The following is a 14,565-nucleotide window of genomic DNA, read 5'->3' on the forward strand; positions in this document are numbered from 1 at the left end:
CGGGTCGCGAAGGTTCCGCCCGTCGTCCGCTTCTCCTATCCTTATGGGGTATCCATGTCCCGGTACGCGGCAGACGGGCAGGGTGTTTGTTCGCGGACGGGTTTGGTGTTCACCGAGAGCCCGTGCGTCCTCTCTCATCGCTGCGAACCCGTGGGCGCGGGTTGCGGCAGGTGTGACAGGAGGTATGAGCGGGTCTCGTCGTTTCGATACGAAGGAGGCTGAGATGAGTCAGCCAACTATGGATCCGACCTTCTATCGCAGCGCAGCCGAGGCGGCTGCCGCCCCAATGGAGCAACTGGCCTACGTGGTTGCGTTCGATCGCGCAGCGGAGAAACCTGATGCGCTGAGCGTGATCGACGTGGATCCCGGGTCGGGCACATACGGCCAAGTGGTGGGCTGGACCGAGGTACCCCAGCGGGGCAACGAGCTGCACCACTTCGGCTGGAATGCCTGCAGCAGCGCGCTGAAACACGAGGGTCACCACATGGAGGGGTTGGCGCGCCGGTACTTGATCGTTCCGGGCCTGCGCTCGTCCCACCTGTACGTGTTCGATACTCAGCCCGACCCACGTCAGCCCACCCTGTCCAAGATCGTGGACAGTGCCGAGCTCGCAGCCAAGGCCGGCTACTCCCGACCACACACGTTGCACTGCGGGCCGGACGGCGTGTTCATGACCTGCCTCGGCGGCGCAAACGGATCGGACGGGCCGGGCGGGATCGCATTGCTCGATCACGACACGTTCGACGTGCTCCGGCAATGGGAGACCGACCGGGGTCCGCAGTACCTCGCCTACGACGCCTGGTGGCATCTCAACCAGAACACGCTGATCAGCAGCGAGTGGGGCACGCCGTCGATGATCGAGGACGGGCTGGTACCGGAGCTGTTGCTGGAGAACAAGTACGGCCACGCGATCCACTTCTGGGACCTCGCCACCGGCAAGCACCGGCAACGAGTCGATCTCGGTGCGCAGCATCAGATGCCGCTCGAGCTGCGCCCGTCGCACGACCCGGAGGCCACGTGGGGATTCCTCGGCGTGGTGATCTCGACTGAGGATCTGTCGGCCTCGGTGTGGCGTTGGCACCGCGACGGGGACAGTTGGGCGGTGGACAAGGTGATCACCATCCCGGCCGAGCCGACCGATCCCGACCTGTTGCCGCCTGCGCTGAAACCGTTTGGTGCGGTGCCACCGCTGGTCAGCGACATCGACCTGTCGGTCGACGACAAATTCCTCTACGTCTCGTGCTGGGGTATCGGGGAACTCAAACAGTTCGACGTGCACGACCCAGCCAGCCCCATAGAGACGGGGTCCATCCGGCTGGGAGGGATCGTGGGCCACAGCGCCCATCCGGCAGCACCGAACCAGCCGCTGTCCGGTGGCCCACAGATGGTCGAGATCAGCCGTGACGGTCGGCGGGTCTACCTCACCAACTCCCTCTACGGCGCCTGGGACGACCAGTTCTACCCGGACGGCGTTGGTGCCTGGATGGCCGAGATGCACGCCGATCCTAGCGGCGGAATGACCATCGACGAGGCCTTCTTCCCGCATGACGAGGACTTTCGGGGTCTGCGGGTGCACCAGGTTCGCCTCCAGGGCGGTGACGCCTCCTCCGATTCGTACTGCTACCGGTAGCGGCCGGCGTTGGCCCGCCGTGTCCCGCGCCGTGGGCCCCGAGGCTCGGCTTTGCAGACAGCGAGTCGATCGCTCAGTGCCCTGTCCTCGCGATGGCCGTAGGCGCGCCGTACGGGGATCACGCCCATCGCCGACGCCTGATGCTTGGCAGCCGGATTTCCCGGCTGCCGAGGAAGCCGCGTAACACTTATGGCGACGTGTCCTGGTTGAGGATCCGCTCTACAGGACGGCTTCCACGCAAAATCGCGTCCGGGTAGAGCTGTGACTGTCTACGTATTCGGGTCGGTCAATGGTGGTGCCGATGACGAGAGCGGTTACCTCGACTCCGGGCGACGGCACGGGCGCAGATATCGGACGTTGCGGGTGCACGCGGTCAGTTCGGAGAGAGCCTGGTGTAGCTGCCCGGTCACGTCCCACACATCGGGGACGAGGTTTCGGCAGGCGATGATGCCGACGTCGAGGTGCCGGCCGTAGGACATGGCGGCGATGGTGATGCCGCCTGCCACGTCGCTGACGGCGGAGACGGGAAAGTTCCCGGTTACCTCGATGCCCGCGGCATACAGCGGCCGAGCAGGGCCGGCGGCGTGGGAGATGATCAGGTTGACCGGTGGCGTGGGCATGCTCAGCGCCCGCAGCGGTGTGCGCGAGATCAGACCGCGCAGCGCCCGCGGCAGCGCTGCGCCGAAGTCGCGGACGAGGGTGGCGGGTGCGGCGCGGAAACGTTGGGGTGCCGCCGTGAGCGAGGTGTGCACCTTTTGCAGGCGGCGCGCCGGGTCGGCTTCGTTGATCGGAAGGGCGATGGGCAGGAGGGAGAGCCGATGGCCGGCGGCCGCGAACTGAGGGTCGGTGCGCCCCGCGATCGGCATGGCCGCGGCCAGCGCCGTGTCGGGCAGGGCATCGTGGTCGATGAGCCAGCGACGCAGCACGGTGGTGCACAGCGCCGTCACCACGTCGTCGACGGTGAAACCCAGCGCGGACCTGACCGCCTCGACCTCGCCGAGCGGCAACGAGGTGAACGCGAAGCGTCGGCGCGCGGTGGCGGGGCCGTTGAACGGGGCGTCGGGCGGTGTCGGTGCCCCGGCCGTCGGCTCGTCAGCCGACCACCACCATGCGCGCCGGGTCAGCCTGCGGGCGAGTGTGCCCAGCAGGTCCGCGCCGGGGACGGTGAGGGCGCGGGCGAGCTCGGGCAGGTACGGTGCCAGCCGGAGCGAGGACCACATCAGCCGCGCGGGCAATAGTGCGAGATGCCAGGCGCTGTTGCCGAGCATCCCCAGTGCGCCGGCCGCCTGGTACTGCTCGTCGCTGAGCCGGTGCGGCACCGTGCGGGGTTGCGGGGCGGTGTCCATCAGCACCGCGAGGGCCTGCCCCGCGGTCAGACCGTCGATCACCGCCGGGTGCACCTTGGTGTAGATCGCCTGCCGGCCACCGGTGAGCCCGTTCACCAGATAGCACTCCCACAGAGGCCGGTCGCGGCTCAGTGGGCGTGCCGCGAGACCGGAAATCTGCTCGGCGAGCTGTTCGTCGGTGCCGGGACCGGTCAGGGCGACCTCCCGGATGTGATAGCCGAGGTCGAGGAACTCGGAGTCCACCCAGTAGGGCCGGTCGAGCCCGAGGGGTACCTCCTGTAGCCGCCACCGCAGTGGCCCTACCAGGTGTAATCGGCCATCTGCGAGCGTGCGGAGGTCTCGGACCGTGAGCTGGCCGCCTGGCGTGGTGGGGCCGAGGACACTCAGGACCCCGACATGGGTGGAGGTGGTGGATGTCTCGGCGTCGAGGAACTGCGTATCGAGTGAACTGAGCTGGTGCATAAGGTGTTTACCTGGATTGGGTGAGCCAACTTGCTGGGCGAGCCCACAAGGCGTCACCCCAACGCTACGCCGCGGCGCGTCCCTGTGGTGTCCCGAGTAATTCGTTTGCCGAATCCTCGATGAGCGTCGGTCGAACCATTTCGAATTGGCGCACACCGAGTTTCGATTTGTGGCCGCCGGAACGGCCGCAAGCGGGCAGCAGCGAGGGTTCGTGCGGATATCCGCACGTCGGGGCGTGTTGAAGATCGTTGGCTCCCCGCTTCGAATCACGGAGTGTTCCGTCCGACCGGGCACCGTGGGCCGTTGAATCTTCGCCGTTTGTCGTGTTCGGCTCGGTCTGGTTCTCGCCCTCGAGGCAAATGCTCTCGGCTCCCGCGAGGCGACCCGGGTGCCCGGGGCCGGCAGGGCGCGGTGGGGTTGGCGAAGGCGGCGCGTAGGACACCGCTATCGCCCGAATCGACGAGATGACCTCCCGCAGCGACATCGTCAAGCTGAGCGACGCGGACCTGGCCTGGCTGCGGCCAGGCGATCGCCACGGTGATGCAATTCGGTGGCCGATGTCTCGGGCCCGGAGATCCTGGTCGTCACCCACGGCGACACCGCAGCCACGCGGTACACCCGGAGCGGGTTCGTGCGCGTCCCGCGGGCGCCGGGTCGACCGGGTCGAGGTGGACACCGCCGAGTTGGAGGACGCCTTCAGGGCCGGGTTGCGGCACGCCATGACCGACCGCGACCTGCTGGCCCGTAGAACCGATCGGCACCGGCAACGAGCTGCGCCATCGAACCCGGCGGCACTCGTTCCACTCGCGGGTCCACTGCGCCTGATCCGGTGCCGAGTGCGCGCCAACAAGGACGACCCCGGCGCCGCCTAGAATGGGGTGATACGGACGCCTTCGCTGCATCGGGCGAGGTGGTCCGCGGCGGCGGGGCTCCTTGCGAGCCCGACCCGTGGGAGGTGGCCATGCAACCGTCCGACCGGATGCGGGCGCTGCCGCGGCGGGCCCGGGTCACGATCATGGTGACGGTGGCTCTCGTTGCGTTGCTGGTGATCGGGCCGCGTCTGGTCTTGGTGTACACGGATTGGCTGTGGTTCGGTGAGGTCGGCTACCGCCGCGTGTGGGGGACCGTCCTGGTCACCCGGCTGATCCTGTTCACGGCGGTGACGCTGCTGGTGGGTGCGGTGATCTCCGCGGCCATGGTGTGGGCGTACCGGTCCCGCCCACTGTTCGCGGCCGAGGCCTCGGCCGCGGCTGAAGCGAAGGATCCGCTCGAGCGGTATCGGACGGTGGTGCTGCGCCGCCCGCGGTCGTTCACGGTGGGGATCGCGCTGCTGCTGGCGCTGCCGTTCGGGCTGCACGCGCAGGCGAGTTGGGAGACGGTGCAACTGTTCCTGCACGGCGGCGGCTTCGGTACCGTGGACGCGGAGTTCGGGTACGACATCGGCTTCTATGTCTTCGACCTGCCGTTCTACCGGATGATCCTGACGTGGCTGTTCATCGCGGTGTTCCTGGCGTTGCTGATCGGCCTGGGAACCCACTACCTGTTCGGCGGCATCCGGCTGGCACCGAGCAAGGACCACGTCATCGAGGTGTCCCGGCCGGCGCGCGTCCAGCTCGCAGTGCTCGCGGGCACGTTCATCGCGCTGAAGGCGGCCTCCTACTGGCTCGACCGGTACTCCCTGTTGTGGAGCGGCCGGAAGGAGCCCACCTTCACTGGGGCCGGATACACCGACATCAACGCGGTGCTGCCGGCCCGGTTGATCATGGTCGCGATCGCGGTGCTGTGCGCGGTGGCGTTCTTCGCCGCGATCGCGGTGCGGGACCTGCGGATCCCGGCGATGGCCACGGCACTGCTGGTGCTCTCGGCGATCCTGGTCGGCGGAATCTATCCGGCGCTGATCGAGCAGTTCTCGGTCCGCCCGAACGCCGCCGACCGGGAGAGCCCCTACATCGAACGCAACATCGCCGCGACCCGGCAGGCCTACGGAATCGGCTCGGACCGGGTCGACTATCTCGACTACCCCGGGGTGGGCACCCGGCCGCCCCGGGACATTCCCGCCGACGTCACCACCATCGCCAACGCCCGCCTGCTGGACCCGACCGTGCTCTCGCGCACCTTCACCCAGCAACAACAGCTGAAGAATTTCTACGGCTTCCCCGAGCACCTCAACATCGACCGCTACACCATCGACGGACAACTCGCCGACTACATCGTCGCCGCCCGCGAGCTCTCCCCGAACAGCCTCAGCGGCAACCAGACCCAGTGGATCAACCGGCACACCGTCTACACCCACGGCAACGGGTTCATCGCCGCCCCCGCCAACAGGGTCAACGCCGCCGTCCGCGATGTCGCCGGGCAGAGCGCGAGCAGCGACAGCGGGTACCCGATCTACGCGGTCAGCGACATCGCCTCCCAGGCGGGCGGCGACCAGGTGATCCCGGTCGAGCAACCGCGCATCTACTTCGGTGAGGTGATCGCGCAAGCGGACCCGGACTACGCCATCGTCGGAGGCCCGGAGGGTGCGCCGCCGCGCGAGTACGACACCGACACCGCCCAGTACACCTACACCGGCACCGGTGGGGTGCCGGTGGGCAGTTGGGTCAACCGGTTGGCGTTCGCCGCCCGGTACGCCGAACGCAACATCCTGTTCTCCGGCGCCATCGGGCCCGAGTCGAAGATCATCTTCAACCGGGACCCGGCCACCCGCGTCGAACACGTCGCCCCGTGGCTGACCACCGACTCCAACCCGTATCCGGCGGTGGTCGGCGGCCGGATCGTGTGGATCGTCGACGGCTACACCACCGCCGCGCACTACCCGTACTCGCAGGTCGGCTCACTCACCGCGCCGATCGTCACCGACACCGGCCGCACCTCGCCCCCCGAGCACGTGTCCTATGTGCGGAACTCGGTGAAGGCCACCGTCGACGCCTACGACGGCACCGTCACCCTCTACCAGATCGACGAGAACGACCCGGTCCTGCGGGCGTGGATGAGCGTGTTCCCCGGCACCGTGCAGCCGCCGAACGCAATCCCGACCGAGCTGCGCGCGCACTTCCGCTACCCCGAGGATTTGTTCCGCCTGCAGCGGGACCTGCTGGCGAAGTACCACGTCGATGATCCGCGGGAGTTCTTCACTACCAACGCGTTCTGGTCGGTGCCCAGCGATCCGACCGCCGACACCGGTGGGGAGCAGCCGCCGTACTACGTCCTGGTCGGCGACGCCGACACCGCGGCCCCGTCCTTCCGGCTCACCAGCGCCATGGTCGGCTTCAACCGCGAATTCCTCTCCGCCTACCTCTCGGTGCACTCCGACCCCGAAAACTACGGCAGGATCGATATTCTGCGGTTGCCGACGGACACCCAGACCCAGGGCCCGCGGCAGACCCAGAACTCGATGATCTCCGACACCCGCGTCGCCTCCGAGCGCACCCTGCTCGAGCGGTCCAACCGGATCTACTACGCCAACCTGCTGACTCTGCCGATCGCCGACGGCGGCGTCCTCTACGTCGAACCGGTGTTCACCGAACGTTTGACCAGCACGCCCAACAGTTCCACCTTCCCGCAGCTGGCCCGGGTACTGGTCAGCTATCGCGAACCCGGCACGGGCGGGGTGCGGATCGGTTACGCCCCCACCCTCGCCGAGGCCCTCGACCAGGTCTTCGGCACCGGCACCGGCGCCGTTGCCACCGCGCCCGGCGGCGACGCCACCACACCACCACCTCCAGGCGGGCAACCGCCGGCGCCGGCCCCACCGGGCGCCCCGCCCGCCCCGCCGCCGGCGGCATCGGACCAGCTGACCGCCGCGGTCCTCGAACTCAACGACGCCCTGGCCAACCTGCGCGAGGCGCAACGCACCGGCGACTTCACCGCATACGGCGCGGCCCTGGACCGCCTGCAACAGGCCATCGACGCCTACCTGGCCGCGGGCGGAACCCCGCGCTGACCCGTCCCTTCGGCGCGGTGGTCCGTGCAATGACGTTGTGCTGTAGAGAAAGTCACGGATTCGACGATGCCGGATAGGCCGGCCAGGACCACGCGGCGGCCGCGCACGTGCACCCCGGCTTGTCCTCCGCCGCCCTCGACCCGATGGCGGCGTGCCGTGGTGTGAAGGTCGAACTCGAACCGCGTGCATCGTACGCAAGGAACGGCTTCCCCGGGACCGCATGTGGCACGGCCTCGCGCTCGAGGTCCTCCAGGAATTCCTCGCGCTGTGATCTGTGGATGTTGGGGGGTCGGCGGGCGTGTGGGGGCCCGGTATGCCGGATGTCAGGACAGTTCAATCATGTGGTTGTGCACTGTGTTTCGGTGGAGCGGTGTTGTGGTCGTTTCCGGGCCTTATGAGTTGAGGGGTAGTTGTGGGTGTGGCTCACAAGTTGGATTGTGCCTGGACCGTTCCGGCGGCGCCGGCGGCGAGTGCGCTGCGATCGTGTTCGTTCTGGTCGGCGTAGGTCTCGGCGAAGTCGGCGAGTGCGTTGTCGAATGTGGTGGAGTTGCTGAGGTACGCCGAGATGGCGACTCGGTCGCCGGAGCGGGCGTGTGCGCGGGCGAGGGTCCAGCCGCAGAGCTGGGCATAGAGCTGCATGCTCCGGGGGCGCATGGTGTCGATGTCGGCGGACATCTTCCAGTCTCGGAGCCGGCGGAGGTAGTGGTCCTCGCAGCGCAGCGCGCGTGCTACCTCGGCGTCGATGCGCTCGATGATTACCGGTCGTATGCTGTAGGGCGCGACGAGGAGGTTGCGGTACTGCGTCTTCCGCGAGTAGCCGGTGAGGGAGTTGAAGAGGTCTGTGAGGTCGGCGCCGATCTCGGGTAGGGCGGTGAGGAGACTGACGTCCTCGTAGAGTCGGGCGGTCTTGGGGTGGTAGTTCCCGGTGCCGATGTGGCAGTAGCGCCGGATGGTGGACCCTTCGCGCCGGACCACCACGAGGCAGGTCTGCAGTGGGTCTTGAGCCCGACCAGCCCGTACGCCATGTGCACGCCGGCCTGCTCCAGCTTGCGGGTCAAGCTGGTCTGCAGGCGGGGGTCATCAGTCAAGCTCCTGTCCCGTAACACCCAAAGGCCGGTCTGCAAGGACCAGGCGGAGATGTCGTGAACCGCCGCACACAGTCGAGTGGCGTGTTAGAACGAACGTGTGGCACTCGGCGAACAGATCGAGATCGACGTTCGGACACGCATGATTGTGGGTCAAGAGCTCGATATGGCTGCTCGCCAGCCAGACGTGGGCAACGTGATCGTTCACCGAGCCGGAGATCTCCTGGTGCTCGTCGACAGCGGGGTAACAACCGTTATCCGCGACGCGATCCGATCCGCTGCCGACGACCTCGCTCCGTGGTCGAAGATCCTGCTGCTCCCCACCCACGGTCACCCCGACCATGTCGGGAACAACGACATCATCACAGACCTCGGCGACGGGCTCGACCGCTCGAACGTGCACCATTTCGTGAGCGCGCACGACGCGAGCCAGTACCACGATCACGGGCTCGCCTACTGGACAACGAGCCTGGATCGCGTGTCCGGCTTGGTACCGGGCTTCGAGGATTCGTCTGCGGCAGCTCTCCGACTCCTCGCCATGTACCAGCCCTACGTTCCCATCACCGACCTCACCCGGACCTACGAGGAAGTCCCGCTCGATCATCTCGTCATCGGCTCTCAACACATGTCGGGTTGGTCGTTCGGCGACGGTGCCGTTCAGGTCATCCGCACCCACGGCCACTGCGCCGGCCAGGTCGTCGTCCACCTTCCCGAGGCGCGCTTGCTGCACCTGTCCGACGAACCTAACGGCCCGTGCGGCGCGATGCACGACGCCAACCAGATGAACATCTTCGCCGCGCTCGCCCAGGCGCTGACGCTGGTCGAGACCGATGCTGTCGGCATAGTCACCGAAGGCCATGCGTTCGAGGTGTTCGATCGCCCGACCGCAGCCGAGCGTCTGTCGACGCTGCTCGATCAGGCTTCGGCGCTCGACGGCGCCGCACAGGCACTGCTCAGCGGTGGCATCGACGACCTTCCGGCGTTCGTCGATGCCTTCATTGCGCGCTCCCAGTCGCTTGGCGTATCGGGTGCGAATCCGAATCCCATGTTCAACACCATGATGACGATCGCAAAGCTGCGCGAGCTGGGCCTCGTCGCGAAAGGCGAAGGTCCGCAGCAGACATGGAGCCGACCCGTGCTTGACGACTCGATGGGCGCACCATCATGATCGGTTGAATGACCCCTCGACCGATGTAGTTGCTGCCCCTTCCCATTCCACTTGCCTCGACGAATATGCACGAGTCGAATGCACAGGGCTACCAGTACAGTGCGTAGTAATGTTCTGTGGCAATGCATTTGCGCTCACGCCCGACGCGCGCCACTTGCGAAAGTGCGGGTTTCGGGATCCGCTGATTCCAGACGCTGCAGCGCTGACGAATTCAGGTCGTTGCCGATCGAGTCCGGGCGCGAGGTTCGCGAGGTCGGGCATCATTCCGCGTTACAAACCTGCCAGTCGACGGCGGTGACCTCGGGCTCGAGACTGAGAGTGCTGATCGCCTCCTCGAGGAGCTTGTCATTGCGCTCTGTGGTGACCACCGTCACCGTGGCGACCAACATGGCCGGTCGTGGTACCGACGTCGTGCTCGGCGGCAACCCCGACATCATCGCGCTCCGCAAGCAGGGGCTCGACCTCGTCCACACGCCCGACGACGACGAGGCGGCGGCGAGCGGAGTTCGAGTCAGGGGGCGACGGCATATCCGCTTCCGGTGGCTTTGGCGTGGTACATGGCGGCGTCGGCGCGACGGATCAAGGCCTCCCGGGTTTCCTCCGGTCCGGCAACTGCGACACCGACGCTGGCGGTGAACCGAAGTTCGTGGCCGGCCGAGTCGGCCCCGATCTGCAGTTCGGTGACGCGGGTGGCGAGGGTGATGGCCTCCTCGACGGAGGCGGTGTCGGGACAGACGATGAGGAATTCGTCGCCGCCGATCCGGGCCACGGTGTCGGTGGGGCGTATGACCGATTGCAGTTGTTCGGCCAACCGGATGAGGGCGTTATCGCCGACGGCGTGGCCGAGTCGGTCATTGAGGGTTTTGAACTCGTCGAGGTCGATCAGCAACGCCGCAACCGTGCGCTCGCTTCCGCGTGCGGTGTCCAGGGCGGCGTCGATTTGCTGGTGCGCCAGGGCACGGTTGGGTAGCCCGGTCAGTGAATCGTGCAGGCTCAGATGCCGCAGTGCGTCTTCTGCCTCGATGCGCCGGATCGCCGCGGCCAGTACGGCGGTCACCGAGCGCAGAAACATCACCTCCCGGTCGGAGTAGTCGCGGGGGCGGGCACTGTGTGCGGTGAGCACACCCCACACCGTCTCGGCGCCGATGGGAACGCAGACCCCGCTCCGTAGCCCCCGGGAATTCATGGCTTCGGTGGAGAACCGGTGCTCGCCGTGCCGGTCGGGGCAGATGATGATCTGATCGGTGGCGGCCGCGTAGCCGGGCTGCGAATCGGTACCGGGGGCGAAGGTGTCCGGGACGGGTGGTTGACCACGGTAGGCGAGCACCCGCAACACCGCGCCCGGCTCCTCGGCCCGGGCCACCGAGGCGCAGTTGACTCCGACCAACGCGGCGGCTGCGTCCGCCGCGGCGACGAGGACGTGGTCGAGGTCGCCGTCGACGGCGAGCTGACTCAGGTCGGCGAGGGCGCGTTGTTCGCGGACCCGGTACGCGGCTGCCTCCAACGCGGTGTGCAGGCGCTGTTCGTGCTCCTGGGCGGTGCGCAGGTCCTGGGCGATGCAGGCGATCACCGCCGGGCGCTGGTCCTGCGTGTGCTCGATCACGTAGGTCGACAGGGTCACCGGGATCGGTTCACCGGTCAGGAAGTGCCGAAACTCCGACCGGCCCTCCCACCGGCCCTGTTCGAGCAGGGCTGATTCCATGTCGGGGGCCTGGATGAATCCGACGTCGGTGAAGAATTCCGGTGCCCAGCGGGCGGCGACGGCGGCCTCGTCGGTCAGTCCCATCAGCTGCATTCCGGCGGGGTTGAGGTAGCGCAGGCGTCCGGTGTCGTAGTCGGCGAGTGCGACCATGTTCTGGGCGTGCTCGATCGCCGACAGCAGCATGCGGGCTTCCGCTGTTTCCGGTTTCATCCTGGGCGGCCGATTCCCGTGTTCGACTGACCCATTTGTGGCGGGGGCTTGGGCCTACGCTGGGGTTGGTGGCCTGGGCACGCTATGTCCTTCCGCGCGGGCGAGAGCGGGTGCGATCCATACACGCGGTGCGTTGTGTGCCGCCGGCAGACCCCTCGTGACTGCCGGCGGTGTTCTCGTCGCCCTCCGCTGGCTGGTGTGTCGGGCGCGGTGGTCACGGCGCGGGCCGTGTGATGGTCAGGGATTCGTCGAGGGCGCGGGGTGGCGGCGCGTTCGACGAGCAGGGGCACGAAGCCCCGGATCTGGCATCCGTCGAATCGATGGTGGGCGGCCTGAATCGCAGTGTCGACCCGGTCGGCATCGAGGAACTGGTACCGCTGGATCAGATGTGCGCGCACCGCGTCGATGCGCTGTTCTTCAGTGACGTCCATGACAGAAATTGTGGTCCCGTCGACGGCAGTCGGGAAGGGTCTTCAGTCGGTTTCATCAGGTTCGAATGCACCCTGATCCCGCTACCACCGCTGTCGGATGCGCACGCAATACCGATTCACACCAACCACACAGGTAACAGAAGAACCGAGACCTGGACCATCGCTCCCGGACCGTCGGGTCGTGCGTGCTGCGGGGCGGCGTGCAGCATCAGGTTGTCGGCCGGGCCGGAGGCGGCGCGTGTCAGAAGTCTTACACGATGCCCTCGCGGCATAGTTGGGCAAATGCTTTCATGACATCGCTCTTGGATGCGCCGATCTTGGCCAGTATTTCGGGGTCGCGTAGACGTTTGATCACCGCGTCGATGATCTCCGCGATGAGGGCCGGGGAGCCACTACGCAGTTCACCGGTGTCCATTGCGGTGCGGATCATTTCTTCGAGGGCACTGACGGCCATGTCTTGATGTCGGTCGTAGAGATGGCGGGTCGGTAGATACTCCTCGACGTCCCTGAGGAATGTGGGACTGATGTTCATGTTTCGGTCGACCGAGGCGGACAGGTACGCCTGGATCTTGTCGTGCACGTCGTCGACCTTCGACGCCCGGCTGCGGGCTTCCTTTCCCATGCGGTTGTAGAAGCGGTCCACCACGACCAGAACGAGCTCTTCCTTGCTGGCCGCCACGGTATACAGCGTGCGCCGCGATGAATGAGTCCGACTCGCCATTTCGCTGATCGTCAGATGACGGAATCCTTCTGCCAGAAACAAACTTTCGAGGTCGTTCAGCAACGCGACCTGGCGAGTGGTCCAGCGCTCACGAATGTCCAGCATGATCCTCGTTTCCTGCGGGATGGACGAACTCTCGTCCACTCCTGACTGTCGACACTATCGGACGCCTAAACTGCCCGAACTGCTTGACACGATACCAAAAGGTAGACCATGATCGATCAAACAGTACCAATCTGGTCAGTTGAGCAGGTAATTCTCCGGCGCCACGACTCACGCTGGCGCCGCGCCATTCACCACAAACGAGGTTCACCCATGCCCGTGAAGGACACACCGATCCCGACTCCGGTCACCCAGCCCTACTGGGATGCTCTGGATCGACATGAGCTGATGATTCAACGGTGCGCACACTGCAGTGCCGCCAATTTCTATGCGCGTTTGGCCTGTCCATCCTGCGGATCTCGGCGTATCGACTGGGTACGAGCGAGTGGTCGCGCCAGCCTGCACTCGTATGTGATCAATCATGTGCCCGCACCCGGGTTCGAGGACGAGGCGCCCTACGTCATCGCGATCGTGCAGCTCGAGGAAGGGCCCCGGATGATGACAAACCTGCGCAAGGTTGCAGCCGAACCCGAAGCTTTACCCCTCGACCTGCCGCTCGAGGTGACCTTCGAGGCCCGCAACGGCCGCACACTGCCGATGTTCCAGCCGGTTGGGAGCGCAGCATGAAGCCGGGTTCCGTCGCTGTCGTGGGCGCCGCCGAGACCGAACTCGGTGCGCTGCCGCACATGTCGGAAGGGGACCTTCACATAGATGCGGCGCTGCGCGCACTCGACGACGCAGGTTTGACCCTCGGCGACGTCGACGGTGTAACCAGTGCAGTGCATTCGCCCGTCGACATCGCCCACCAGCTCGGCATCCGCCCGAACTGGTTCGATGGGACCTCCGTCGGCGGCTGTTCGTTCCTTGTCCACGTGGCGCACGCGGCGGAAGCGATCGCTGCCGGGCATGCACAGACAGTCCTGGTCCTGCACGGCGAGTCCCGTCGTTCAGCGGTCGGGCGTGCACCGCGTGGCCACACCGCCGACTCGATATTCGGTCAATTCGAGGCACCGTTCGGTGTCTACGGACCACCGACGTTGTTCACCCTCCCCTTCTTGCGCTACATGCACGAGACGGGAACGACCGCCGAACACCTCGCAGCTGTGCCTGCCCGGCAGAGCGAATGGGCACACGGGAATCCGCGCGCGAGCAGGAACTCGCGATTCACCGTGCAGGACGTGCTGGACTCCCGAATGATCGCCTACCCGTTCCACAAGCTCGAGTGTTGTGTCGTCACCGACGGCGGCGGGGCCCTGGTCGTGACGAGCGCCGAGAGGGCCCGAGACCTGCGACAGCAGCCCGTGTACCTGCTCGGTTCAGGTCAGGCGGCGGACAGTCCGCTGGTCTCGCAAATGCCCGACCTGACCAGGGCGGAGGCGTTCGAGCGCTCATCCCGCGCCGCCTTCCGTGAGGCCGGCATCGACCGCGACGACATCGACCACCTCATGCTCTACGACGCATTCGCGCACGTGCCGATCTATGGACTCGAGGCGCTCGGGTTCGTCGGCCGAGGGGAGGCCGGCGCCTTCATCGCAGAAGGGAACACGTCCCCCGGCGGCAGCCTGCCGACAAATACGAACGGCGGCGGACTGTGCTACACGCACACCGGCATGTACGGCATGTTCGCAATTCAGGAATCGGTTCGTCAGCTCCGCAAACAGGCCTACGCGCAGGTATCGGATGTCGAAGTCAGCGTCGTGCAAGGAGTCGGTCACTTCTTCACCGAAGCCGCCACACTCGTTCTGTCCAATCGGGCCGCGTGAGC

12 protein-coding genes and 2 pseudogenes are annotated in these 14,565 nt (G+C 66.6%); 7 read left to right on the forward strand and 7 right to left on the reverse strand.

Annotated elements, in window-relative coordinates:
- Positions 1-223: 223 nt before the first annotated feature.
- Positions 224-1,630 (forward strand): selenium-binding protein SBP56-related protein, encoded by a 1,407-nt coding sequence (locus tag CJ177_RS30790; RefSeq protein WP_061045455.1) that lies wholly within the window; start codon positions 224-226, stop codon positions 1,628-1,630.
- A 314-nt stretch (positions 1,631-1,944) separates the two neighbouring features.
- Here the strand turns inward: CJ177_RS30790 and CJ177_RS30795 are convergent, their stop codons facing one another.
- Positions 1,945-3,438, reverse strand: coding sequence for a wax ester/triacylglycerol synthase family O-acyltransferase (locus CJ177_RS30795; RefSeq protein ID WP_095869335.1), 1,494 nt, complete (start codon positions 3,436-3,438; stop codon positions 1,945-1,947).
- Positions 3,439-3,902: 464 nt separating this feature from the next.
- On the opposite strand from CJ177_RS30795, the gene CJ177_RS47535 reads away from it, so the two are divergent.
- Both CJ177_RS47535 and CJ177_RS30810 read left to right on the forward strand, forming a co-directional pair.
- Complete coding sequence (locus tag CJ177_RS47535; RefSeq protein ID WP_005242540.1) at positions 3,903-4,310, forward strand: hypothetical protein; 408 nt, start codon at positions 3,903-3,905, stop codon at positions 4,308-4,310.
- 89 nt (positions 4,311-4,399) lie between these two features.
- Complete coding sequence (locus tag CJ177_RS30810; protein ID WP_179443317.1) at positions 4,400-7,381, forward strand: UPF0182 family protein; 2,982 nt, start codon at positions 4,400-4,402, stop codon at positions 7,379-7,381.
- Positions 7,382-7,804: 423 nt separating this feature from the next.
- Here the strand turns inward: CJ177_RS30810 and CJ177_RS49450 are convergent, their stop codons facing one another.
- Positions 7,805-8,056, reverse strand: a complete 252-nt coding sequence (locus CJ177_RS49450) for a DUF2252 family protein (protein WP_143548735.1) — start codon at positions 8,054-8,056, stop codon at positions 7,805-7,807.
- A gap of 51 nt (positions 8,057-8,107) precedes the next feature.
- Positions 8,108-8,433: pseudogene (locus CJ177_RS49455) on the reverse strand (RNA degradosome polyphosphate kinase); the annotation flags it as partial.
- Positions 8,434-8,566: 133 nt separating this feature from the next.
- Between CJ177_RS49455 and CJ177_RS30820 the strand changes: the two are divergent.
- The gene (locus tag CJ177_RS30820) at positions 8,567-9,634 is read left to right on the forward strand and encodes an MBL fold metallo-hydrolase (RefSeq protein WP_095869337.1); all 1,068 of its coding nucleotides are present in this window, start codon (positions 8,567-8,569) and stop codon (positions 9,632-9,634) included.
- 260 nt (positions 9,635-9,894) lie between these two features.
- Here the strand turns inward: CJ177_RS30820 and CJ177_RS48510 are convergent, their stop codons facing one another.
- Positions 9,895-10,023, reverse strand: coding sequence for a hypothetical protein (locus CJ177_RS48510; protein WP_257014745.1), 129 nt, complete (start codon positions 10,021-10,023; stop codon positions 9,895-9,897).
- Here CJ177_RS48510 and CJ177_RS49460 point away from each other — a divergent pair.
- Positions 10,004-10,129, forward strand: a pseudogene (locus tag CJ177_RS49460) (hypothetical protein); the annotation flags it as partial. The gene CJ177_RS48510 and the pseudogene CJ177_RS49460 sit on opposite strands and share 20 nt — an antisense overlap.
- Before the next feature lie 16 nt (positions 10,130-10,145).
- Here the strand turns inward: CJ177_RS49460 and CJ177_RS30825 are convergent.
- The 3 genes from CJ177_RS30825 to CJ177_RS30835 form a co-directional block, all read right to left on the reverse strand.
- Positions 10,146-11,546, reverse strand: a complete 1,401-nt coding sequence (locus tag CJ177_RS30825; protein WP_095869338.1) for a sensor domain-containing diguanylate cyclase — start codon at positions 11,544-11,546, stop codon at positions 10,146-10,148.
- Positions 11,543-11,977: a three-helix bundle dimerization domain-containing protein gene (locus CJ177_RS49465; protein ID WP_080578184.1), complete on the reverse strand. Its 435-nt coding sequence runs from the start codon at positions 11,975-11,977 to the stop codon at positions 11,543-11,545. Before CJ177_RS49465 ends, CJ177_RS30825 begins: the two co-directional genes overlap by 4 nt.
- A gap of 250 nt (positions 11,978-12,227) precedes the next feature.
- Complete coding sequence (locus CJ177_RS30835) at positions 12,228-12,803, reverse strand: TetR/AcrR family transcriptional regulator (RefSeq protein WP_257014746.1); 576 nt, start codon at positions 12,801-12,803, stop codon at positions 12,228-12,230.
- A 108-nt stretch (positions 12,804-12,911) separates the two neighbouring features.
- Between CJ177_RS30835 and CJ177_RS30840 the strand changes: the two genes are divergently transcribed.
- Together CJ177_RS30840 and CJ177_RS30845 are read left to right on the forward strand one after the other, a co-directional pair.
- Positions 12,912-13,427: a Zn-ribbon domain-containing OB-fold protein gene (locus CJ177_RS30840; protein WP_257014747.1), complete on the forward strand. Its 516-nt coding sequence runs from the start codon at positions 12,912-12,914 to the stop codon at positions 13,425-13,427.
- The gene (locus CJ177_RS30845) at positions 13,424-14,563 is read left to right on the forward strand and encodes a hypothetical protein (RefSeq protein WP_005242525.1); all 1,140 of its coding nucleotides are present in this window, start codon (positions 13,424-13,426) and stop codon (positions 14,561-14,563) included. The genes CJ177_RS30840 and CJ177_RS30845 overlap by 4 nt, the downstream gene beginning before the upstream one ends.
- The last annotated feature ends 2 nt before the right edge of the window (positions 14,564-14,565 follow it).

Origin of the sequence: Rhodococcus sp. ACPA1 (assembly GCF_002300195.1) — a bacterium.
Taxonomy (GTDB): domain Bacteria; phylum Actinomycetota; class Actinomycetes; order Mycobacteriales; family Mycobacteriaceae; genus Rhodococcus_F; species Rhodococcus_F opacus.